The sequence below is a fragment of the Paracoccus sp. KKT209 genome, assembly GCF_055635455.1.
The window spans coordinates 1,211,055-1,231,891 of sequence record NZ_CM145758.1 but is presented as its reverse complement, the minus strand read 5'-3'; the positions used below and the strand labels follow the sequence as shown (position 1 = coordinate 1,231,891).

Sequence of the window (20,837 nt, the reverse complement as noted above, 5' to 3'; positions counted from 1 at the left end):
CTAACAGAACGGCATCAACCTTTGCCGCAAGGGATCGTCATGGACATCGCAGCCCGCCGCACCGCCAACCCCGACCACTGGAACCTGGCCAGCGCAATCCGCGTGCTGTCCATGGACGCGGTCGAGGCCGCCAATTCCGGCCATCCCGGCATGCCGATGGGCATGGCGGACGTGGCGACCGTGCTGTTCCGCAACCACCTGAAGTTCGACGCCTCGGCCCCGAACTGGTTCGACCGCGACCGTTTCGTTCTGTCGGCGGGCCATGGCTCGATGCTGATCTATTCGCTGCTGCATCTGACCGGCTATGAGCAGATGACGCTGGACCAGGTGCGCAACTTCCGCCAGCTGGGCGCGATCACCGCGGGCCACCCCGAATACGGCCATGTCGAAGGCGTGGAAACCACCACCGGCCCCCTGGGCCAGGGCATCGCCACCGCGGTCGGCATGGCCATCGCCGAAGAGGCGCTGCGGGCGGAATATGGCGCCGGACTTTGCGACCATCGCACCTGGGTCATCGCCGGCGACGGCTGCCTGATGGAGGGGATCAGCCACGAGGCCATCGCCCTGGCCGGCCACCAGCAGCTGAGCCGCCTGATCGTGCTGTGGGACAACAACGACATCACCATCGACGGCCGCGTCAGCCTGTCCGACAGGACCGACCAGCATGCCCGCTTTGCCGCCGCCGGCTGGCGCGTGCTGTCCTGCGACGGCCATGACGCCGCCGACATCGACCGCGCCCTGTCCGAGGCCGCGCAGGACGACGGCCGCCCGACGCTGGTCGACTGCAAGACGATCATCGGCTTTGGCTCTCCCAATCGCGCCGACAGCAGCAAGGCGCATGGCTCTCCCCTGGGACGGGACGAGATCGCGGCCACCCGCGAGGCCTATGGCTGGAGCCACGAGCCCTTCGTGATCCCCGACCAGATCCTGGCGGACTGGCGCAAGATCGGCCAGCGCGGCGCCGAGGCCCGCGCCGCCTGGAACGAGCGCGTGGACGCGCTGTCCTCCGATCACCGCGACGATTTCGCCCGCCGCATCGGCAACGAGGTCAACCCGGTGCTGGAAACCGTCATCCGCGACTTCAAGGGCAAGACCCTGCAGGACAAGCCCAAGGTCGCGACCCGCAAGGCCAGCGAGAACGTGCTAGAGGCCCTGAACGCCAAGATGGCCGAAACCTTCGGCGGCTCGGCCGACCTGACCGGGTCGAACAACACCAAGACCAGCGGCCACGGCGTCTTCAGCCCCGACAACCGCGCCGGCCGCTATCTGCATTACGGCATCCGCGAACATGGCATGGCGGCCGCGATGAACGGGATCTGGCTGCATGGCGGCTTCCGCCCCTATGGCGGCACCTTCCTGACCTTCACCGACTATGCGCGCGGCGCCATGCGCCTGTCGTCGCTGATGGGCCTGCCCGTGGTCTATGTCATGACCCATGACAGCATCGGCCTGGGCGAGGACGGCCCGACCCACCAGCCGGTCGAGCATCTGGCCATCTGCCGCGCCACGCCGAACACGCTGGTGCTGCGCCCCTGCGACCAGATCGAGACCGCCGAGGCCTGGGAGATCGCCCTGTCGCAGGACACGACCCCCTCGGTCCTGGCCCTGTCGCGCCAGAACCTGCCGACCCTGCGCCAGGACGGCGGCGAGAACCTGACCGCCAAGGGCGCCTATGTCCTGCGCGAGGCGACCGCCGCGCCCAAGGTCGTGCTGATGGCGACCGGATCCGAAGTCGAGATCGCCGTCGCGGCCCGCGATGCGCTGGAGGCCGAGGGCATCGCCACGCGCGTCGTCTCGGTTCCCTCGATGGAGCTTTTCCGCGAACAGCCGGCCGCCTATCGGGCCGAGGTCCTGCCCGCCGGCACCGTCCGCATCGCGATCGAAGCGGCCGTCCGCCAGCCCTGGGACTGGCTGCTGCTGGGCGAACGTGGCCAGGAGGACAGGTCCGCCTTCATCGGCATGGAGGGCTTTGGCGCCTCTGGCCCGGCGCCCGAGCTCTACAAGGCCTTCGGCATCACGGCCGAGGCCGCGGTCGAGCGGGCCAAGGCGCTTTTGTGAGCCAAGGCCTGGCCTTGGGCGGGGTGTTCCGGGTGACAGGGCATGACGCCCATGCGGCCACCCGGAGGCATCCCGCCTGATGCGGGCCCTGGCACGCAGCTTTGCGATGGGCCGGCGCGGTTTTCTGCGCCGCCCCGGCACCGACCAGGCACGCGGCATCGCGCTGCTGCTGGCGGCAATCCTGGGCTTCACGCTGATGGACGCGACCGCCAAGCACCTGACCCAGACCTATCACCCCGTCCAGGTCATCTGGGTGCGGTTCGTGGGCAACCTGCTGATCTTTGCGCTGATCTTCCGCCAGGCGCTGCCGCCCCTGCTGCGCACGCGGCATCCCGCCGCGCAATTCGCGCGCTCGCTGATGCAGCTGGGCTCGGTCGGGCTGTTCTTCACCTCGCTGCAGTTCATCGGCCTGGCCGAGGCCACCGCGATCATGGACCTGAACCCGGTCCTGATCACGCTTGGCGCGGCGCTGTTCCTGGGGGAACGGATCGGCCCCCGGCGCATCGCGGGCATCGCCGCGGCGCTGGTCGGCGCCCTGCTGATCATCCGGCCGGGTCTGGGCGTCTTTCAGCCGGCGGCCCTGCTGCCGCTGGCCGGGGCCTTCACCTTTGCCGCGGGCGCGCTGCTGACCCGCATGGTGCGGGGCGATTCCGTGGCAACGTCCGTCCTGTGGTCGGCGATCGTGGGCAGCATCGCCTCCAGCCTGCTGGTCCCGTTCTTCTGGCAACCGATGGCGGGGGCGGACCTCTGGGCCTTTGCGCTGCTGGCCGCCTTCGGCACCGTCAGCCAGTACCTGCTGGTGCAGGCCTTCAGCGCCGCCGAGGCCGGGGCACTGGCGCCCTTCGGCTATACGGGGCTGATCTGGGCCGGGCTCTGGGGCTGGCTGTTCTTTGGCCAGCTGCCCGATCTCTGGACCATCGGAGGGGCAACCCTTATCGTCGCCGCAGGCCTTTACGTCTGGTCGCGCGAGGCCCGCGCGGCAAAAGGGGACCCATGCGCGACGACCGACCCACGCTGACCGACCGGCTGGCCAACGGCGCCTTCGTCGTCGTCATGGGCGCGGCACGGCTGCTGCCCTATCGGCAGCGCATCCCGGCGATGGGCTGGCTGTTTTCGCAGGTGATCGCACCCTTGGCAGGGTGGCGGGGCCGCATCCGGGACAACCTGTCCCTGGCGCGCCCGGACCTCTCTCCGCCCGAGATCGAGACGCTGGTCCGGGCCGTGCCCGACAATGCCGGACGATCCCTGGCCGAGATCTATGCGGGCGAGGAGTTCACCCGCCGCATCCATGCCTCCGATCCCCTGGAAGGCCCCGGCCTGCCGGCACTGGAGGCCGCCTTCGACAGCGGCCGCCCCGTGATCCTGGCCTGCGCGCATTTCGGCAATTACGACGCCATGCGCGCGGCGCTGACGGGGCGCGGCTGGCCGGTGGGGGCGCTGTACCGCCCGATGAACAACGAAGCCTTCAACCGCCATTACGTGCCCGCCATCACGGCCATCGCCGAGCCGCTGTTCCCGCGCGGCCGGTCTGGCCTGGCGGCGATGCTGCGGTTCCTGAAGGGGGGCGGCTGGCTGGCCCTGGGCTTTGACCAGCATGACCGCGAAGGGGCCGAGCTGCGGTTCTTTGACCTGCCCACCAAGACGGTCCTGACGCCGGCCGAACTGGCGCGGCGCTATGATGCGCTGCTGGTGCCGATCGCGGGGATCCGCTGTGATGACGGGCTGAGCTTTCGGGTGCATGTCGGGGCGCCCGTCGCGGCCGATACGCCGCGCGCCATGATGCAGGCGCTGAACGACGACCTGGAGATGCTGGTCAGGCGTCACATGGACCAGTGGTTCTGGATCCACCGGCGCTGGAAATAGCCGCGGCCCGGATCGCTCCGGGCCGCCAAACGGTCAGATCGCGGCAGCGGAGCGCTGCGGCGCGGTGCTTTCGCGGCGGGCACGCAGTTCCTCGGCCACCAGGAAGGCCAGTTCCAGCGACTGGCTGGCGTTCAGGCGCGGATCGCAGGCGGTGTGGTAGCGGTCCGACAGATCCTCGTCCGTTACGGCCCGCACGCCGCCGGTGCATTCGGTGACGTCCTGGCCGGTCATCTCGAAATGGACGCCGCCCGGAATGGTGCCTTCGGCCGAGTGGACGCCAAAGAACTCGCGCACCTCGCGCAGGATCGAATCGAAGGCCCGGGTTTTGTAGCCGGTCGAGGATTTGATGACGTTGCCGTGCATCGGGTCGCAGGACCAGACGACATTGGCGCCCTCTTCCTGGACCGCCTTGACCAGGCGCGGCAGGTGATCGCCCACCTTGCCGGCGCCAAAGCGCGCGATCAGGGTCAGCCGGCCGGCCTCGTTCTCCGGGTTCAGCTTGGCCATCAGCACCTTGAGGTCTTCGGCCGTGGTGGTCGGGCCGCATTTCAGTCCGATCGGGTTCTGGACGCCGCGGCAGAATTCGACATGCGCGCCGTCGGGCTGACGGGTGCGGTCGCCGATCCAGATCATGTGGCCCGAGCCCGCGACAGGCAGGCCGGTGGTCGAATCGATCCGCGCCAGCGCCTCTTCGTATTCCAGCAGCAGCGCCTCGTGGCTGGTGTAGAAGTCGACCTTGGACAGCTGATGCGCCGTGTCGGAATTCACGCCCGCCGCCTGCATGAAGGCCAGCGCGTCGCTGATGCGGTCCGCGATGTCGCGATACTTGGCCGCCTCGGGGCCGCCCACGAAATCGGCGATCCAGCTCTGGACGCGGTGCATGTCGGCGAAACCGCCGGTCGAGAAGGCGCGCAGCAGGTTCAGCGAGGCCGCAGCCTGGGTATAGGCGGCCAGCATCCGCTGCGGATCGGGAATGCGCGAGGCGGCGGTGAAGTCAAAGCCGTTGATGATGTCGCCGCGATAGCTGGGCAGTTCGACCCCGCCGATCACCTCGGTCGGTGCGCTGCGCGGCTTGGCGAACTGGCCGGCCATGCGGCCGACCTTGATCACCGGCATCTGCGCGCCCCAGGTCAGCACGACCGCCATCTGCAGCACCACCTTGAAGGTGTCGCGCAGGTTGTCGGCGCTGAATTCGCTGAAGCTTTCGGCGCAGTCGCCGCCCTGCAGCAGGAAGCCCCGCCCGGACGCCACATCGGCCAGCTGCGCCTTCAGGCGCCGCGCCTCGCCGGCAAAGACCAGGGGCGGATAGCGGCGCAGCTGCGCCTCGGCCGCCTGCAGGGCCGCAGGGTCCGTATAGTCAGGCATCTGGACGCGGGGATAGGCCCGCCAGCCAGCCTTGTCCCAGCTTTGGGTGGCGGCGGTCTTGCGGTTATCCTGCGACATGTCCTGCGCTCCTTGGAAAATGGTCGCGCCGGTATAGTCGCGAACGGCGCGCAGGGAAAGAGTTTGCTGCGGTCCTCCGCCTGCATTGATTTTAGGCAATGCAGCCCCTCTTGCCGTTGCGTCAAAACCCTGTTTGGGTAAATGACGGGACCGCATCAAAGACAGCCTCATGCCATCTGAAAAACCGCGCCGCTTCACGTTCCTGCTGCTGGACCGTTTCACCATGCTGCCGTTCACGGCGGCCCTGGAACCATTGCGTCTGGCGAACCGGGCGTCGGGGCATGTCCTGTTCGATTGGCGGCTTGTCGGACCGCGTGGCGACATGGCGGTCTGTTCCAACGGGGCGCGGGTCATGCTTGACGGCGGCCTGGACCCCGACGCGCCGCCGCCGGGCCGGGACGAGGTCGTGATCGTCTGCGGCGGGACCGAGATCGCGCGCGAGGCGACGCGCCCCGTGCTGGCCTGGCTGCGCCGTCAGGCGCGCGGCGGGGCGGCGATGGGCGCGGTCTGCACCGGGGCCTGGGTTCTGGCCGAGGCCGGGCTGCTGGACGGGCGCAAGGCGACGATCCACTGGGAGAACCACGACGGCTTCGCCGAGGCCTTTCCGCAGGTCGATCTTTACCGTTCGGTCTTCGTGCATGACAGCAGCCGACTGACGGCCGCCGGCGGGACCAGCTCCATCGACCTGATGCTGCACATGATCGCCGAGGCGCATGGCGACGCCCTGGCCGCGGACGTGGCCGACCAGATGCTGCACACTGCCATCCGCACCGACCAGGACCGCCAGCGACTGTCGATCCCGACCCGCATCGGGGTGCGCCATCCGCGCCTGGCCGCGGTCATCGCCCGGATGGAGGCGAACCTGGAGGATCCGGTCAGTCCCGCCCAGCTGGCCGCCGATGCGGGCATGTCCACACGCCAGTTGGAGCGCCTGTTCCGCCGCTATCTGAACCGCAGCCCCAAGCGCTATTACATGGAAACCCGGCTGGCGCGGGCGCGCAACCTGCTGATGCAGACCGAGATGTCGATCATCGAGATCGCGCTGGCCTCGGGCTTTTCCAGTCCGTCGCATTTTTCAAAATGCTATCGGGCGCAATATGGCAGCACCCCTTATCGCGAAAGGGGCACCTCGGCTTCGGCCATGACGGCGGGTTAGGCCGGCGTCAGAGACCCACCAGCGCACGGGCGAATTCGTCGGCGTCAAAGGCGTCCAGGTCGTCGATCTGCTCGCCCACGCCGATGGCATGGATCGGCAGGCCAAAGCGGTCGGCCAGCGCCACCAGCACGCCACCGCGTGCCGTGCCGTCCAGCTTGGTCATCACCAAGCCCGACACATCGGCCAGCTTGCGGAAGGTTTCGACCTGGTTCAGCGCGTTCTGGCCGGTGGTCGCGTCCAGCACCAGCAGCGTGTTGTGCGGGGCCTCCGGGTCCTTCTTGCGGATCACGCGGACGATCTTGGCCAGTTCCTCCATCAGGTCCTGGCGGTTCTGCAACCGTCCGGCCGTGTCGATCATCAGCAGGTCGGCGCCCTCGGCCTCGGCCCGGACCATCGCGTCCCAAGCCAGGCTGGCGGGGTCGCTGCCCTGCGGGGCGACCATCACCGGCACGCCGGCCCGCTGTCCCCAGACCTGCAGCTGTTCGACGGCCGCCGCGCGGAAGGTGTCGCCCGCGGCGATGACGACCGATTTGCCAGCGGCGCGGAACTGGCTGGCCAGCTTGCCGATGGTGGTGGTCTTGCCGGCGCCGTTCACGCCGACGACCAGCACCACCTGGGGCTTTTTCGGATAGATGGGCATCGGCCGCGCGACAGGCGCCATGATGCGCCCGATTTCCCCGGCCAACAGTTCCTTGAGCTCGGTGGCCGACACGCGGCGTCCCATCCGGCCTTCGGCGATGTTGGCGGTGACGCGCAGCGCGGTGTCGACGCCCAGATCGGCCTGGACCAGCATATCCTCCAGGTCCTCCAGCATGTCGTCGTCCAGTGCGCGGCGCGGCTCCTCGGGCTTGGCCTCGCCCCGGCCGAACAGGCGCCCGACAAAACCGGGCTGGACCGGCTGCGGATGGGGGGTGGCAAGGGGCGCGGGCAATTCGGTCGCGGGGCGCAGCGGCTCCTCCGCGGCGGCGGGCGCGTCGCCCACGATCTCGTCCAGGCCAGAGCCGATCTTGGATGAAGACCGTGTCAGCCGCTCGCGCAGTTTCGAGAAGAATGCCATGATCAGACCTTTCCGTGCTGGCGCGACCCTAACCGCTCACGCCGGCAAGGAAAAGCCGCGCGGCCCCTGATCCGAACCAAATCTAGGGGCCGCGTGGCGCCGGTCAGGCGCGCATCGCGCGGATCAGCCCCGCCAGCCGCTCGGTCGAGGCGTCATGGCCCGGGGCCTCCTGGCCCTTCAGCAGCGGCTCGACCTTCAGGGCCAGTTCCTTGCCCAGCTCCACGCCCCATTGATCAAAGCTGTTGATCCCCAGGATCACCCCTTCGACAAAGACCCGGTGCTCATAAAGCGCCACGATCTGCCCCAGCACGAAGGGCGTCAGCTGTGCCGCCAGCAGCGTCGTCGAGGGGCGGTTCCCCGGAAAGACGCGGTGGCGGGCCTGACGCTCCAGCTCGGCGCCGTCCAGCCCCTTGGCCCGCATCAGGTCGCGCGCCTCGTCCAGGCTGCGGCCGCGCATCAGCGCCTCGGACTGCGCCAGGCAGTTCGCGGCCAGCAGGATGTGGTGATGCGCCAGGTCGGGTTCGTGCCCCTCGGCGGCCAGGATGAACTCGCAGGGAACCGGCGTCGTGCCTTGGTGGATCAGCTGATAAAAGGCATGCTGGCCGTTGGTGCCGGGTTCACCCCAGACGACCGGCCCCGACACGACGGCCAGGTCGCTGCCGTTCATCGCCACGCGCTTGCCGTTCGATTCCATCTCCAGCTGCTGCAGATAGGCCGGCAGGCGCAGCAGGCGGTTGTCATAGGGCAGCACCGCGCGGGTCGGATAGCCGCAGACCTGGTGGTGCCAGATGCCCACCAGCGCCAGCAGCACGGGCAGGTTCGCTTCCAGCGGCGCGCCGCGGAAATGCGTGTCCATCGCCGCGCCGCCGCCCAGGAAGGCATCGAAATCCTCGGGGCCGACTGCCAGCATCAGCGACAGCCCGATCGGGCCCCAGACCGAATAGCGCCCGCCGACCCAATCCTCGAAGCCGAAGACGCGCGAGGCGTCGATGCCGAAGGCCGCCGTCTTGTCCACGGCCGAGGACAGCGCCACGAATTGCGCCGCAGGGTCGGTCACCTTGCCGCCCATCCAGTCGCGGGCGGTCCGGGCGTTGGTCATGGTCTCGATCGTGGTGAAGGTCTTGGAGGCGACGATGACCAGCGTGGTCGCCGGGTCCAGGTCCTTCAGCGTATCCGTGATGTCGGCCCCGTCCACGTTGCTGACGAAATGCGCGCGCGGCCCGTCGTGATAGGGCGCCAGCGCCAGCACCGCCATATAGGGTCCCAAGTCCGAGCCGCCGATGCCGATATTGACGATATCGGTGATCTTGCCGCCCTGCCCCGCAAAGCGGCCGTCGCGGACCTGCCGCGCGAAATCGGCCATGCGGTCATGCGTCTCGCGAACCGCCGGCATGATGTCGCGACCGTCCAGCACCACGCTGCCCGACAGGTTGCGCAGCGCCGTGTGCAGGACCGCGCGGCCCTCGGTCTCGTTGATGCGCTGGCCCTGGAACATCGCTTCGCGCCGCGCCTCGACGCCCGCGTCGCGCGCCAGGTCCAGCAGCATGTCGCGCGCCTGGGCGTCGATCATGGTCTTGGACCAGTCAAGGACCAAGCCGTCCGCGCTGGTCGAAAAGGCGGTCGCGCGGGCAGGATCGGCGTCAAACAGCGCCTCGATGCGGTTGTCGCCCTGCCGGCTACGCAGGGATTTCAGGCGGTTCCAGATGTCGGACATTCAGGTCGGTTCCTTATTCTGCCCAATGGACGGTGGCGGCATCAAGAAAGGCGCGGATCGGCGCCTCCATCGGGTCGGCCTTCTGCGCGCGGGCCAGGGCCTCGCGCTTTTCGGGGCCCATGATCAGCACGTGGATGTTCAGCGCATCCGCCAGCACCGGACGGGTCAGGGTGATGCGCGGCTCTTCTGCGCCCTCGGCCCGGATCGCCATGACGGTGTGCGCATCGGCGGCCATCGCGGCCTCCAGGTGATCGGCACCGGGAAAGAGGCTGGCCGTGTGCATGTCATTGCCCATCCCGAGCAGCACCACCGTCAGCGGCAGATGCGGCGCCAGGCGCGCCGACAGCCCCTCCGTCGCCATGTCCGGCGAGGCATCGCCGGTATAAAGGTCGATGTACTCGGCCGCCGCCGCCTTGTCCTTCAGCAGGTGGCGGCGCAGAAGGCGAGAGTTCGACCGCTTGTGATCGCCCTCGACCCAGCGTTCATCGCCCAGCACCACCGTGACCCGGCCCCAGTCCAGGTCCGCCCCGCTGAGGGTTTCGAAGACCGGCGCCGGAGAGGTGCCGCCCGGCACGCACAGGGTCGCGCGGTCGTTGCTGCGCAGGTGCTGCGCCAGTTGCGAGGCGATGCGGTCGGCCAGCGACAGGGCCAGCATCTCGCGGTCCGGGTATTCCATCAGTTCCAAGGTCATCCCCTGATCTCCCTCCACCGACGGTTGTCGCGGTGCATCAGGCGCAACGCCTCTTCGGGGCCCGAGGATCCTGGGTCATAGGGTTCGGGACGGCGCTTGCTGTCCTCCCAGGCATTGATGATCGGGTCGGTCCAGGCCCAGGCCGCCTCGACCTCGTCCCCGCGCATGAACAGGGTCTGGTTGCCGCGGATCACGTCCATGATCAGCCGTTCATAGGCATCGGGCATGTCGGCCCCGTCAGAGCCGAGGGCATCGGCAAAGGACATGTCCAGCGGCACCTGCACCAGGCGCATGCCGCCGGGACCCGGTTCCTTGATCATGACCTTCAGGTTCATGCCCTCGTTCGGCTGCAGGCGGATGACCAGTTCGTTCGCCTTGGGCGTGCCACTGTCGTCAAAGATGGAATGCGGCGGTTCCTTGAAGGTGATCGCGATCTCCGACGTGCGCGCGCGCAGTTTTTTCCCCGTGCGCAGGTAGAAGGGCGTCCCCTGCCAGCGCCAGTTCGAGATGCGCACCTTCATCGCGACATAGCTTTCGGTGCGCGAATCGCGGTCCTCGGCATCGGCCAGGTAGTCGGCCCCCTCGCCCTGGTACTGGCCGCGCACGATGTCGGCGGGTTCGACCCGTTCCAGCGCCCGGATCACCTTCAGCTTTTCGTCGCGCACCGCGTCGGGATCAAAGTGATAGGGCGGCTCCATCGCGATCAGGCACAGAAGCTGCATCATGTGGTTCTGGATCATGTCCCGGATCGCGCCGGACTTGTCGTAATAGCTGCCGCGCCCCGCCACGCCCACGGTTTCGGCCACGGTGATCTGGACGTGGTCGATATACTGGGCGTTCCACAGCGGCTCGAACAGCACATTGGCGAAACGGACGGCCATCAGGTTCTGGACGGTTTCCTTGCCCAGGTAATGGTCGATCCGGTAGATCTGGTGCTCGTCGAAATGCTGCGCCAGCGTCGCGTTCAGGGCGCGGGCACTGGCCAGATCGCGGCCAAAGGGCTTTTCGACCACGATGCGGCTGTCGGCATCGGCGATGCCGTGGCCCGCCAGCCGTTCCGCGATATGCCCGAAAAGCGACGGCGCGACCGAGAAATAAAAGGCATGGACCGCGCCCTTGCGCATCCGGTCCTTGAGCGCCTGCCAGCCGCCCTCGCCTTTGGCGTCGATCGCGACATAGCCCAGCAGCTGCAGGAATTCGGCCAGCCGGGGATCGTCGTTTCGCACCGTGGTGTGTTCGCAGATGGCCTGCAGGGTTTCAGCCCGAAAGGCGTCGTCGTCCTGTTCCGTCCGGGCCGCGCCGATGATCCGGCTGAAGGGCGGGATCTGCCCCGCCTCGAACCGCCGGAACAGGCCCGGCAGGATCTTGCGATGCGCAAGATCGCCCGTGGCGCCAAAGATCACAAGGTCGAAGTCTTCGACCGGAATGACACGCGAGACCATGCTGTCCTCCATCTGGGTGGCGTCCGCCTTATCCCTTGTTAGCGATAACAGCAATGCTGTTCAACCTTTCACTGCCCGGGCCAGCCGGGGAAGCCGGCAGCGCCGCAGCATGTCGGCCATCGTCATCTCCCCGCCGATGGCGGCCGCCTTGGCGCGGGCATCCTGCAGCGCCCGCGCGACCGCAGCAGGGTCTCCGCGGTGCAGATCCAGCAGGAAGGCGTCCGGGTGCAGGGCCCGCAGGCCCAGCCCCGCCATCATCCGCTGCGGAAAGTCGCGCAGGTTGGCGGTGACGATCAGGGTCGCGCCGCCGGCCAGTGCGGCCTCGACCACATGACGGTCGGCGGGGTCGGGGAAGTCCAGGTCGATCGCCGCCTGGCCATCCGCCGCCACGCGGGCGTCGGGAAAGCGCAGCCGCAGCAGCGCCACCTCGGCCCCCGCCACGGAATGCTGATCGGGCCCCAGCCTGCCTGCCGCATGGCGCCATTCGTCCAGGATCCGGTCCGACCACAGCGGCTGGAACAGGCCCGCGCCCGCAAGGTCCGTCATGACCTCGCGCAGGATCGTCGGGAACAGGACATTGGCGTCCAGGACCGCGCGCATCAGTCCAGCCGGAAGAACAGCGCCTTCAGATAGCCGGTCTCGGCCAGCTGCGGCAGGGTCGGGTGGTCCGGTCCCGCCTGCCCGGTATGGATCAGCACGCCGCGCCGCCCGCCGCGGCCGATGCCGCGGGCGCTGACATTGCGGAAGGCGGTCAGGTCGGCGGCATGGCTGCAGCTGCACAGGACCAGATAGCCGCCGGGCGCCACCAGCGGCGCGGCCAGCTTGGCCACCCGCTCATAGGCGCGCAGTCCGGCGTCCAGCGCGGGTTTCGACGGCGCGAAGGCCGGCGGATCGCAGACCACCACGTCGAACTGCCGTTCCTGCCCGGCCAGCGCCTCCAGCGCCTTGAAGGCATCGGACTGCACCACTTCCAGCCGGTCGCCCGCGCCCATCGCCTCGGCCCCGCCGCGCGCCAGGTCCAGCGCCGCCGCGCTGCCATCGACGCAGACGGCAGAGGTCGCGCCCGCCGCCAGCCCCGCAAGGCCAAAGCCGCCGACATGGCTGAAGACGTCCAGCACCGAGCCGCCCGCCACCAGACGCTGCGTGAAGGCGTGGTTGGGGCGCTGGTCATAGAACAGCCCGGTCTTTTGCCCGCCCATCAGGTCGGCCAGGTAGATGGCGCCGTTCATCCGGACCTGCACCGGAGCCTGGGGCGCGCTGCCGCGGATCACCTCCATCCGCTCGCCCAAGCCCTCCAGCCCCCGCGCCCGGCCCTGCCCGTTCAGCACCACGGTCGAGATGCCGGTGACCGCGACCAGCGCATCCGCGATCTGCTCGGCCATGGCATCCGCCCAAGCCGCGTTGGGCTGCATGACGGCGGCATCGCCGAACCGGTCGATGACCAGGCCCGGCAGCCCGTCAGCCTCGGCATGGACCAGCCGGTAGAAGGGCGCATCATACAGGCGCTCGCGCATCTCTAGCGCCCGTGCCAGCCGCGCCTGCAGCCAGGCGCCGTCGATCACTGCCTGCGGGTCGGCATCCATCACCCGCGCGATGATCTTGGAATGGGGGTTGACCGTCACCAGGCCCAGGGGCTTTCGCTCGGGGTCCTCCAGCACGGCCATGCCGCCGGCCGGCAGCGCCTTGGTGCGGCGGTCCAGCACCGCCTCATCGGCAAAGACCCAAGGAAAGCCGTGGCGGATGGCCTGGGGCTTGGACTTGGGGCGCAGACGGATGACAGGCAGATCACTCATGGCGGAATTCCTTTCGCAGCCGATCTGACATGCCGCCAAGGCCCGCACAAGCCGCAGCCCGGCTTTCCGGCCAAATATGCCGGCACCGGACCCGCAGATGCCGGTGAAACACCCATCCGCAGGACCGGCGCCGCCGACCACAGGTTGAAGCGTTAACGCTAACGATCTATATTGCCCGCAAAGCCAGAGGAGGCCGGGCCATGACCCTTCACGCCAGCATCGACCGAGTGACCGACCGCATCCGCGAACGTTCGCACAAGGCACGCGGTGCCTATCTGCAAAAGATCGCCCGCGCGGCACAGGAAGGTCCGGCGCGTGCGCATCTGTCCTGTGGCAACCAGGCCCATGCCTATGCGGCCATGGACGACAAGACCGACATGGCCACGACCCGCAAGCCAAACTTGGGAATTGTTACCGCCTATAACGACATGCTGTCGGCCCATCAGCCCTATGAGCACTTTCCCGACCAGATCCGCGCGGCGGGCCGGGCGGCCGGGGCCACGGTCCAGGTCGCGGGCGGCGTGCCGGCGATGTGCGACGGCGTCACCCAGGGGCGCCCGGGGATGGAGCTGTCGCTGTTCTCGCGCGACGTGATCGCCCTGGCGGCCGGGGTGGCGCTGTCGCATGACTGCTTTGATTCGGCGCTGTACCTGGGCGTCTGCGACAAGATCGTGCCGGGGCTGATCATCGCGGCGGGCACCTTTGGTCATATCCCCGCGGTCTTCGTGCCGGCGGGTCCCATGCCCTCGGGCCTGCCCAACGATGAGAAATCCAAGGTCCGCCAGCAGTTCGCCACCGGCGAGGTCGGCCGCGACGCGCTGATGGCGGCCGAGATGGCCTCCTATCATTCGCCCGGCACCTGCACCTTCTACGGCACCGCCAACACCAACCAGATGCTGATGGAGTTCATGGGCCTGCACCTGCCCGGCTCCAGCTTCGTGAACCCGAACACGCCGCTGCGCGAGGCGCTGACCACGGCTGCCGTCCAGCGCGCGGCCGCGATCACCAACCTGGGCAACGAATACCTGCCGGCGGGCGAGGTTCTGGACGAACGCGCCTTTGTCAACGGCATCGTCGGGCTGATGGCCACGGGCGGTTCGACCAACCTGGTGCTGCACCTGCCCGCGATGGCCCGGGCGGCGGGCGTCCTGCTGGACATCGAGGATTTCCACGACCTGTCGGAAAACGTGCCGCTGATGGCGCGGGTCTATCCGAACGGGCTGGCCGACGTGAACCATTTCCACGCCGCGGGGGGCTTGGGCTACATGATCGGCCAGCTGCTGGAGGCGGGGCTGCTGCATGCGGATGTCAAGACGATCAACGGCACCGGCCTGGAGGGTTATACGGCCGAGCCCAAGCTGGACGGCGCCCGCATCCGGTGGGAACAGGGCGCGCGCGACACGCTGAACGACAAGATCCTGCGCCCGGCCAGCGATCCTTTTGCCGCGACGGGCGGGCTGCGCCAGCTGGAGGGCAACCTGGGCCGCGGCGTCATCAAGATCAGCGCCGTATCCCCCGAGCGCCGCCTGATCGAGGCCAGGGCACGGGTTTTCCAGGACCAGGAATCGGTCAAGACCGCCTTCAAGGCTGGCGAATTCACCGAGGATACGGTGGTCGTCGTCCGCTTTCAGGGGCCGCGCGCCAATGGCATGCCGGAACTGCATTCGCTGACGCCGACCCTGGCGGTCCTGCAGGATCGCGGGCTGAAGGTCGCGCTGGTCACCGATGGCCGGATGTCGGGCGCTTCGGGCAAGGTTCCGGCGGCGATCCACATCTCTCCCGAAGCGGCCAGCGGGGGACCGCTGGCACGGTTGCGCGACGGGGACATGGTGCGCCTGGATGCCGAGGCCGGAACGCTGGAATGTCTGGCGCCCGATTTCGACAGCCGCGAACCCGTGGCCTTTGATCCGCAGGACAGCAGCGAGGGCCTGGGCCGAGAGCTGTTCGCGGCCTTCCGCGCGGTCGCGGGTCCGGCCACTGAAGGGGCCGGCGTCGTCGTCTAACCCTGACCGGCCGCAGGTGCCGCCGCCCTTCAGGCGGCGGCCGCGACCTCGCAGACGACCCGGCGCAGATAACCCGCGAAATCCGACGCGACGCGCCGGGCCGGACCTTCCGCGACATAGACGTTCAGCCAGGTTGCCGGCAGCGGCGGCAGCGCGCCGCCATGTTCGACCACCTCCAGCCCCGGCTGCTCGATCCCGCGCGGCAGCAGCGTGACCCCCAGGTCGGCCGCCGCCAGCACCCGCCAGGTGTCGCTGCCGCCCTCGCTGACGGCCTGCACCCATTCGATCCCCGCCTGGTCCAGCGCGGCCATGCCGACCGGATAATAGGCGCAATGCGGCGAATTCGCGATCGGCATCGGGCGTTCGCGCCAGGCCTGCCCGCCGACGGCCCCGAACCAGGCCAGATCCACCTTGGCCAGGTGGATGGCCCCGGCGGGGGCATCGAATTCCGTGGTCAGGATCACGTCATGCTCGCCCCGATTCATCTGGCTGCGCAGGTCCTTGCTGCGGGCGTCGTTGATGACCAGCTCGATCTGCGGATGGTCCAGCCGAAAGGCGCGCACCGTCTGCGCCACCTTGGTGAACAGCCAGTCGCTGGTCAGCCCCACGCGCAGCCGCATCTCGGGGCGGGCGCCGGTAAAGCGTGACAGGATCGCATCGTTCAGCGCCACCAGCTTGCGGCTTTCCCCCAGCAGGTCCTGGGCAAAGTCGCTGAGCACCACGCCCCGCCCCGCCTTCTCCAGCATCGGGCGACCGAACATCTCCTCCAGCCGCTTCATCTGCATCGACAGGGCGCTTTGCGTCATGTTCAGCGCCTCGGCCGCGCGGGTGACGGCGCCGTATTCGGCCACGGCCTGCAGCGACCTCAGCGTGGCGATGTCCAGGTTGCGCATGGGATGATCCTTCGAATCGCGTGATGAATTGCATCAAAACCATTCGTTTCACAAATAGCTTAGCTGCCGGTATCAATCAATAACGGAGATGAAAGAACTGCTAATCATCCCGTTAAGTGATGAAAAACATCAGCGGAGTTGAACGATGACGACGAAATCCACAGCCCTTCTGCGTGTCGTGACCGGCCGGGGGATCGTTCCCCGTCCGTCCTGGATCGAGCGTCTGCTGACCGTCTTCGACGTGCAGCGGACCCGCATCGACCTGGCGCGCCTTAGCGACGACCAGCTGCGCGACATCGGCCTGACCCGCGATCAGGTCGAGGCCGAGATCGCCCGCCCGGTCTGGGACGTGCCTACCAACTGGCGCAGGCGCTAAACTTGGGGCGGGATCGGCGGGCCGAAACGGTCCAGCATCCGCGTCTCGATCTGGTCGCGCGTCTGGCGATAGGCGGCCAGGCGCGCCTCGCGTCCCTCGGCCAGGCCGGTCGGGTCCATGATCGGCCAGTATTCGACCTCCAGATGGGCGCAGCGGGTCATTTCCAGCGCGACCCGCTGGCTGGCGGGCGACAGGGCCACGATCAGGTCGAACTGGCTCAGGTCGTCGCCCCAGTCCTGCATCTCGTCAAAGCTGCGGCTGCGATGCGCCGCCAGATGGACACCGATCTCGTCGCAGACGGCGATGGCAAAGCCGTCCACCTCCATGTCGTTCTTGACCCCCGCCGACTGGACATAGGCGGCGCGGCCATAGAACTTCTTCATCATTCCCTCGGCCATCGGCGAGCGGATGGCATTGTGATCGCAGCAGAACAGAACCGAGGAAGGGATCTTGTCCTGCGCCATCGGCTCAGCCCTGCGGGATCAATGCGCAGATCAGGGTGAACAGGCGCCGGGCGGTGTCGATATCCAGCTCGGCCTTGCCCTCCAGACGCTCCTGCAGGGTGCGGGCGCCCTCGTTGTGGATGCCGCGCCGGGCCATGTCGATCGCCTCGATCTGGGCGGGGGGCAGGCGTTTCACCGCATCGAAATAGCTCTGGCAGATCTGGAAGTAGTCCTTGACGACCTGGCGGAAAGGACCAAGCGACAGGTGGAACTCGGCCACCTTCTCGGATGCCTCGTCGCTGACGTCAAAGACCAGCCGCCCCTCGCGGATGCACAGCTGCAGAACAAAGGGGCCCTCGGGGGCGGCAGTGCCGTCGCGGCCGGGCACGGCAAAGCTGTTATCCTCGATCAGGTCAAAGATCGCGACGCGCCGCTCCTGCTCCATCTCGGGCGTGGCCGGCGCGATGGCCCGGTCATCAATCTCGATGCGCGTGATGCGACTCATTCCCCGACCCTTTCGTTCAGCAGCTCCAGCCGAGCCTGAACCGAAGCGCCATGGGCCTGCAAGCCCTCGGATGCCGCAAGGCGCACCGCCGCGGGACCAATGGCGGCCAGCGCGCCGGGGCTCAGTCGCGCCATCGTGGTGCGCTTGAGGAAATCCATCACCGACAGCCCTGACGAAAACCGCGCCGAACGCGCCGTCGGCAGGACGTGGTTCGGGCCGCTGACGTAATCGCCGACCGCCTCGGGCGTGTGGGCGCCCAGGAAGATCGCCCCCGCGTGGATGCATTTCGCCGCCAGTCCTTCGGGATCGTCCACGCACAGTTCCAGATGCTCGGGCGCGATGCGGTTGGACAGGGCCGCAGCCTGATCCAGGTCCCGCACCACGATCAGCGTGCCATAGTCGCGCCAGCTGGCCCCGGCGATGGCCGAACGCTGCAGCGTCGGGATGATCCGCTCGACGGCGGCGGCCACGCGGCGGGCCATGTCGGCATCGGTGGTGATCAGGATCGACTGCGCATCGGCGTCATGTTCGGCCTGGGCCAGCAGATCCCAGGCCAGCCAGTCCGGGTTCTGGTCGCCATCGGCGATGACCAGGACCTCGGAGGGGCCTGCGATCATGTCGATCCCCACCCGGCCAAAAACCTGGCGCTTGGCCGCCGCGACATAGGCATTGCCCGGCCCGGTGATCTTGTCCACCGGTCCGATACTGTCGGTGCCATAGGCCATCGCCGCGACGGCCTGCGCCCCGCCGATGCGATAGATCTCGTCCACGCCCGACAGCTGCGCCGCCAGCAGGACCAGCGGGTTGATGACCCCGCCGGGCGTCGGCACGCAGATGACCAGGCGTTCCACCCCCGCGACGCGGGCCGGGATTGCGTTCATCAGCACGCTGGATGGATAGGCCGCCTGCCCGCCGGGCACGTAAAGCCCGGCCGCCGACACGGCGCTCCACCGCCAGCCCAGGGTCGCGCCCTGGGCGTCGGTCCAGCTGGCATCCTGGGGCATCTGGCGGGCGTGATAGGCGCGGATGCGCTCGGCCGCCAGTTCCAGCGCGGCGCGGTCCTCCGGGCCGACCTTGGCGACCTCGGCGGCGATCTCCTCGGGCGAAAACCGCAGCGTGCCGGGGGTCAGGGACAGGCGGTCGAAACGCGCGGTCAGGTCGCACAGGGCCGTGTCGCCCTCGGCCCGCACCCGGGCGATGATCGCGGCCACCGCCTCGTTCACATCACTGGAATCCTCGCGCTTGGCCGACAGCATGTGCTGAAAGCCGGCCTCGAAATCGGCGTCGTCGATGTTCAGCGTGACCGGCATGTCATTTCCCCTTGAAGCGCCGCGCGCATACTCCGCTTGCCCGCCCGCCTCAAGCCCGCCGGGGCGGACAGGGTGACGCGGGCCCCGTTTGTTCCAGAAATCTTCGGTCTAGTCCGGATGCCGGGGCGCCCGCCCCGACACGGCCTCGTGCGGGCGCGTCACGTCGCGCAGGTCGACGCTGATGCACTCGACCTCGGCCACGATCGTGCCGTCGCCCGCGAAATCCAGCAACAGCCGGCCGGTGCCGTCATCGCCCGGCTGCCAGCGCAGCGCCAGCAGTTCCAGAACCGTGTCGCCGTCGCGCTGCACGCCGTCGCTGACCACCCGCATCACGTCGCCGATCACCATCAGCGACCGCACACGTTCGAAGGGGCGCCCCTCGGCCTCGGCGGCCTGGGCATCCTCCCACCGAAAGCGCGTCACCAGCAGCGCCAGCCGCCGCGCCTTGGCGTCATGGCTGATCTCCGCGCCGGTCAGCACCGCATCCTGGACCAGCGAGGACAAGATGCGCAGGTCGACCTCATCCTCGGCCTTCAGCGCCAGCGGGCGCGGATCGGCATCGGCGAAACGGGCATCGCGGGTCATGACGCATCCTCCTTCACGCGTTCGATATGGGCACCCACGCCGCGCAGCTTGCGCACGACATGCTCATAGCCGCGATCCAGGTGATAGACGCGGCTGACGGTGGTCGATCCTTCGGCGGCCATTCCCGCCAGGATCAGGCTGACCGAGGCGCGCAGGTCGGTGGCCATGACCGGCGCCCCGCGCAGCTTTTCCACGCCGGTGACCGTGGCATGGCCGCCATGAACCTCGATGCGCGCGCCCATGCGGGTCAGCTCCGGGGCATGCATGAAGCGGTTCTCGAAGATCGTCTCCTCCAGCACACTGGTGCCCTCGGCCATGCACATCAGCGCCATGAACTGCGCCTGCAGGTCGGTCGGAAATCCCGGAAAGGGCTCGGTCGTGACGTTCACCGCCCGGACCCGGCCGTTCTTGCGCGCCACTTTCAGGCCGCGGGCGGTTTCCTCGACGCTGACGCCGGCCTCGTCCAGTTTCTCGCAAAAGGCTGACAGCAGTTCGATCCGGCCGCCCAGCAACTCGACCTCGCCACCGCACATCGCAGGCGCCAGCATGTATGTGCCCAGTTCGATCCGGTCGGTGACGACGGGATGGGTGGCGCCATGCAACGCATCGACGCCCTCTATGGTGATGGTGCCGGTGCCCTCGCCCTCGATCCGCGCTCCCATCGCCCGCAGGCAGCGGGCCAGATCGACGATCTCGGGCTCGCGCGCGGCGTTCTTCAGCACCGTCGTGCCGCGGGCCAGCGTAGCCGCCATCAGCGCGTTCTCCGTCGCCCCGACCGAGACGATCGGGAATTCGAAGACCGCCCCCTGCAGCCCGCCCGAAGGCGCCTTGGCATGCACATACCCGTCGCGCAGGTCCAGGCTGGCGCCCATCGCCTCCAGCGCCCGCAGGTGCAGGTCCACGGGCCGCGCGCCGATCGCGCAGCCGCCGGGCAGCGACACCTCGGCCACCCCGTCCCGCGCCAGCAGCGGCCCCAGCACCAGGATCGAGGCGCGCATCTTGCGCACGATGTCGTATTCCGCCCGGTGGCTGGTCAGCGCATGGCTGGACAGCGCCAGCACCTGGCCCTCCTGCAGCGAGGCGACCTCTGCCCCCAGGGACCCCAGCAGCGCGGTCATGGTGCGGATGTCCGACAGGCGCGGCGCATTGGTCAGCGTGAGCGGCTGGTCGGTCAAGAGCGTCGCAGGCATCAGCGTCAGGCAGGCATTCTTGGCGCCGGCGATGGGGATCTCCCCTTTCAGGGGGCCGTTCCCCTCGACGATGATCTGGTCCATCAGCTGTCCTTGCCTGTCTCGCCATCCGCATCCGGGACGGTCTTGTTGTCGCTTTCCGATCCGCCCGCCCGCGCCCGCGCCTGAGCCTTCCTGCGCGCCAGATTGGCACGCAGCGCCTGGCGAAGACGCTCTTCGCGGCTGTCAGTTCTGGGTTTCTGGTCACGGCGGTCGGTCATGGCCTTCCTGTTAGCGTCCGGCCGCGCCACAGTCCAGCAAACGCACGCGCCCGCA

General features: G+C 68.5%; 20 protein-coding genes. 6 read left to right on the top strand and 14 right to left on the bottom strand.

The features are described from left to right. The first annotated feature begins 39 nt into the window (after window positions 1-39). From tkt to ACZ2G3_RS06050, 3 genes are all read left to right on the top strand, one after another. Window positions 40-2,058 carry a transketolase gene (gene tkt / locus ACZ2G3_RS06060; protein WP_470398362.1) on the top strand — a complete coding sequence of 673 codons (2,019 nt, stop codon included), beginning with the start codon at window positions 40-42 and terminating at the stop codon, window positions 2,056-2,058. A gap of 79 nt (window positions 2,059-2,137) precedes the next feature. Then, on the top strand, window positions 2,138-3,076 hold the full coding sequence (locus ACZ2G3_RS06055) for a DMT family transporter (protein ID WP_470398360.1): 939 nt from the start codon (window positions 2,138-2,140) through the stop codon (window positions 3,074-3,076). Continuing rightward, on the top strand, window positions 3,052-3,921 hold the full coding sequence (locus ACZ2G3_RS06050) for a lysophospholipid acyltransferase family protein (RefSeq protein ID WP_470398358.1): 870 nt from the start codon (window positions 3,052-3,054) through the stop codon (window positions 3,919-3,921). Before ACZ2G3_RS06055 ends, ACZ2G3_RS06050 begins: the two co-directional genes overlap by 25 nt. 33 nt (window positions 3,922-3,954) lie before the next feature. Here ACZ2G3_RS06050 and ACZ2G3_RS06045 read toward each other — a convergent pair whose 3' ends face one another. Beyond that, window positions 3,955-5,364 (bottom strand): class II 3-deoxy-7-phosphoheptulonate synthase, encoded by a 1,410-nt coding sequence (locus ACZ2G3_RS06045; RefSeq protein ID WP_470398357.1) that lies wholly within the window; start codon window positions 5,362-5,364, stop codon window positions 3,955-3,957. 169 nt (window positions 5,365-5,533) lie between these two features. Here ACZ2G3_RS06045 and ACZ2G3_RS06040 point away from each other — a divergent pair, with 169 nt between their 5' ends. Next, on the top strand, window positions 5,534-6,520 hold the full coding sequence (locus tag ACZ2G3_RS06040; RefSeq protein WP_419267379.1) for a GlxA family transcriptional regulator: 987 nt from the start codon (window positions 5,534-5,536) through the stop codon (window positions 6,518-6,520). A gap of 7 nt (window positions 6,521-6,527) precedes the next feature. On the opposite strand, the gene ftsY is transcribed toward ACZ2G3_RS06040, so the two are convergent. The 6 genes from ftsY to ACZ2G3_RS06010 form a co-directional block, all read right to left on the bottom strand. Continuing rightward, on the bottom strand, window positions 6,528-7,577 hold the full coding sequence (gene ftsY / locus ACZ2G3_RS06035) for a signal recognition particle-docking protein FtsY (RefSeq protein ID WP_470398356.1): 1,050 nt from the start codon (window positions 7,575-7,577) through the stop codon (window positions 6,528-6,530). A gap of 103 nt (window positions 7,578-7,680) precedes the next feature. After that, a complete protein-coding gene (pgi, locus tag ACZ2G3_RS06030) occupies window positions 7,681-9,291 on the bottom strand; it encodes a glucose-6-phosphate isomerase (RefSeq protein ID WP_470398355.1) in 1,611 nt (536 codons plus the stop codon). Window positions 9,292-9,304: 13 nt separating this feature from the next. Continuing rightward, the gene (gene pgl, locus ACZ2G3_RS06025; protein WP_470399063.1) at window positions 9,305-9,976 is read right to left on the bottom strand and encodes a 6-phosphogluconolactonase; all 672 of its coding nucleotides are present in this window, start codon (window positions 9,974-9,976) and stop codon (window positions 9,305-9,307) included. A gap of 2 nt (window positions 9,977-9,978) precedes the next feature. Beyond that, complete coding sequence (gene zwf / locus ACZ2G3_RS06020; protein WP_470398353.1) at window positions 9,979-11,424, bottom strand: glucose-6-phosphate dehydrogenase; 1,446 nt, start codon at window positions 11,422-11,424, stop codon at window positions 9,979-9,981. Between the two features lie 60 nt (window positions 11,425-11,484). Further along, window positions 11,485-12,024 (bottom strand): RSP_2648 family PIN domain-containing protein, encoded by a 540-nt coding sequence (locus ACZ2G3_RS06015; protein WP_470398352.1) that lies wholly within the window; start codon window positions 12,022-12,024, stop codon window positions 11,485-11,487. Next, window positions 12,024-13,217 carry an RSP_2647 family RNA methyltransferase gene (locus ACZ2G3_RS06010; protein ID WP_470398350.1) on the bottom strand — a complete coding sequence of 398 codons (1,194 nt, stop codon included), beginning with the start codon at window positions 13,215-13,217 and terminating at the stop codon, window positions 12,024-12,026. The genes ACZ2G3_RS06015 and ACZ2G3_RS06010 overlap by 1 nt, the downstream gene beginning before the upstream one ends. 200 nt (window positions 13,218-13,417) lie before the next feature. Between ACZ2G3_RS06010 and edd the strand changes: the two genes are divergently transcribed. Continuing rightward, window positions 13,418-15,220 (top strand): phosphogluconate dehydratase, encoded by a 1,803-nt coding sequence (edd, locus tag ACZ2G3_RS06005; protein ID WP_470398348.1) that lies wholly within the window; start codon window positions 13,418-13,420, stop codon window positions 15,218-15,220. 29 nt (window positions 15,221-15,249) lie between these two features. Here the strand turns inward: edd and ACZ2G3_RS06000 are convergent, their stop codons facing one another. Then, window positions 15,250-16,113 (bottom strand): LysR family transcriptional regulator, encoded by an 864-nt coding sequence (locus tag ACZ2G3_RS06000; protein ID WP_470398347.1) that lies wholly within the window; start codon window positions 16,111-16,113, stop codon window positions 15,250-15,252. A 145-nt stretch (window positions 16,114-16,258) separates the two neighbouring features. Between ACZ2G3_RS06000 and ACZ2G3_RS05995 the strand changes: the two genes are divergently transcribed. Beyond that, the gene (locus ACZ2G3_RS05995) at window positions 16,259-16,489 is read left to right on the top strand and encodes a DUF1127 domain-containing protein (RefSeq protein ID WP_470398345.1); all 231 of its coding nucleotides are present in this window, start codon (window positions 16,259-16,261) and stop codon (window positions 16,487-16,489) included. Here ACZ2G3_RS05995 and ACZ2G3_RS05990 read toward each other — a convergent pair. The 6 genes from ACZ2G3_RS05990 to ACZ2G3_RS05965 form a co-directional block, all read right to left on the bottom strand. Next, a complete protein-coding gene (locus ACZ2G3_RS05990; RefSeq protein ID WP_470398343.1) occupies window positions 16,486-16,953 on the bottom strand; it encodes an arsenate-mycothiol transferase ArsC in 468 nt (155 codons plus the stop codon). The genes ACZ2G3_RS05995 and ACZ2G3_RS05990 overlap by 4 nt on opposite strands. Before the next feature lie 4 nt (window positions 16,954-16,957). Next, the gene (locus tag ACZ2G3_RS05985; protein ID WP_419267367.1) at window positions 16,958-17,437 is read right to left on the bottom strand and encodes a UPF0262 family protein; all 480 of its coding nucleotides are present in this window, start codon (window positions 17,435-17,437) and stop codon (window positions 16,958-16,960) included. Further along, window positions 17,434-18,747: a histidinol dehydrogenase gene (gene hisD / locus ACZ2G3_RS05980; protein ID WP_470398340.1), complete on the bottom strand. Its 1,314-nt coding sequence runs from the start codon at window positions 18,745-18,747 to the stop codon at window positions 17,434-17,436. Before hisD ends, ACZ2G3_RS05985 begins: the two co-directional genes overlap by 4 nt. Window positions 18,748-18,855: 108 nt before the next feature. Continuing rightward, window positions 18,856-19,332, bottom strand: coding sequence for a DUF2948 family protein (locus ACZ2G3_RS05975; RefSeq protein WP_470398338.1), 477 nt, complete (start codon window positions 19,330-19,332; stop codon window positions 18,856-18,858). Then, entirely contained in the window at window positions 19,329-20,606 is a 1,278-nt protein-coding gene (murA, locus tag ACZ2G3_RS05970) for a UDP-N-acetylglucosamine 1-carboxyvinyltransferase (RefSeq protein ID WP_470398336.1), read from the bottom strand. Before murA ends, ACZ2G3_RS05975 begins: the two co-directional genes overlap by 4 nt. Beyond that, window positions 20,606-20,782 carry a hypothetical protein gene (locus ACZ2G3_RS05965; protein WP_470398334.1) on the bottom strand — a complete coding sequence of 59 codons (177 nt, stop codon included), beginning with the start codon at window positions 20,780-20,782 and terminating at the stop codon, window positions 20,606-20,608. The genes murA and ACZ2G3_RS05965 overlap by 1 nt, the downstream gene beginning before the upstream one ends. Between the last annotated feature and the right edge of the window lie 55 nt (window positions 20,783-20,837).

Bases quoted from the DNA above. Each gene is read 5' to 3' on its own strand.
- zwf (WP_470398353.1), bottom strand. From the start codon at position 11,424: ATGGTCTCGCGTGTCATTCCGGTCGAAGACTTCGACCTTGTGATCTTT.
- hisD (WP_470398340.1), bottom strand. From the start codon at position 18,747: ATGCCGGTCACGCTGAACATCGACGACGCCGATTTCGAGGCCGGCTTT.
- ACZ2G3_RS05990 (WP_470398343.1), bottom strand. From the start codon at position 16,953: ATGGCGCAGGACAAGATCCCTTCCTCGGTTCTGTTCTGCTGCGATCAC.
- tkt (WP_470398362.1), top strand. From the start codon at position 40: ATGGACATCGCAGCCCGCCGCACCGCCAACCCCGACCACTGGAACCTG.
- ACZ2G3_RS05995 (WP_470398345.1), top strand. From the start codon at position 16,259: ATGACGACGAAATCCACAGCCCTTCTGCGTGTCGTGACCGGCCGGGGG.
- pgi (WP_470398355.1), bottom strand. From the start codon at position 9,291: ATGTCCGACATCTGGAACCGCCTGAAATCCCTGCGTAGCCGGCAGGGC.
- ACZ2G3_RS06000 (WP_470398347.1), bottom strand. From the start codon at position 16,113: ATGCGCAACCTGGACATCGCCACGCTGAGGTCGCTGCAGGCCGTGGCC.
- ACZ2G3_RS06015 (WP_470398352.1), bottom strand. From the start codon at position 12,024: ATGCGCGCGGTCCTGGACGCCAATGTCCTGTTCCCGACGATCCTGCGC.
- ACZ2G3_RS06045 (WP_470398357.1), bottom strand. From the start codon at position 5,364: ATGTCGCAGGATAACCGCAAGACCGCCGCCACCCAAAGCTGGGACAAG.
- ACZ2G3_RS06040 (WP_419267379.1), top strand. From the start codon at position 5,534: ATGCCATCTGAAAAACCGCGCCGCTTCACGTTCCTGCTGCTGGACCGT.
- ACZ2G3_RS05975 (WP_470398338.1), bottom strand. From the start codon at position 19,332: ATGACCCGCGATGCCCGTTTCGCCGATGCCGATCCGCGCCCGCTGGCG.
- murA (WP_470398336.1), bottom strand. From the start codon at position 20,606: ATGGACCAGATCATCGTCGAGGGGAACGGCCCCCTGAAAGGGGAGATC.
- ftsY (WP_470398356.1), bottom strand. From the start codon at position 7,577: ATGGCATTCTTCTCGAAACTGCGCGAGCGGCTGACACGGTCTTCATCC.
- ACZ2G3_RS05965 (WP_470398334.1), bottom strand. From the start codon at position 20,782: ATGACCGACCGCCGTGACCAGAAACCCAGAACTGACAGCCGCGAAGAG.
- edd (WP_470398348.1), top strand. From the start codon at position 13,418: ATGACCCTTCACGCCAGCATCGACCGAGTGACCGACCGCATCCGCGAA.
- ACZ2G3_RS05985 (WP_419267367.1), bottom strand. From the start codon at position 17,437: ATGAGTCGCATCACGCGCATCGAGATTGATGACCGGGCCATCGCGCCG.
- ACZ2G3_RS06050 (WP_470398358.1), top strand. From the start codon at position 3,052: ATGCGCGACGACCGACCCACGCTGACCGACCGGCTGGCCAACGGCGCC.
- ACZ2G3_RS06010 (WP_470398350.1), bottom strand. From the start codon at position 13,217: ATGAGTGATCTGCCTGTCATCCGTCTGCGCCCCAAGTCCAAGCCCCAG.
- ACZ2G3_RS06055 (WP_470398360.1), top strand. From the start codon at position 2,138: ATGCGGGCCCTGGCACGCAGCTTTGCGATGGGCCGGCGCGGTTTTCTG.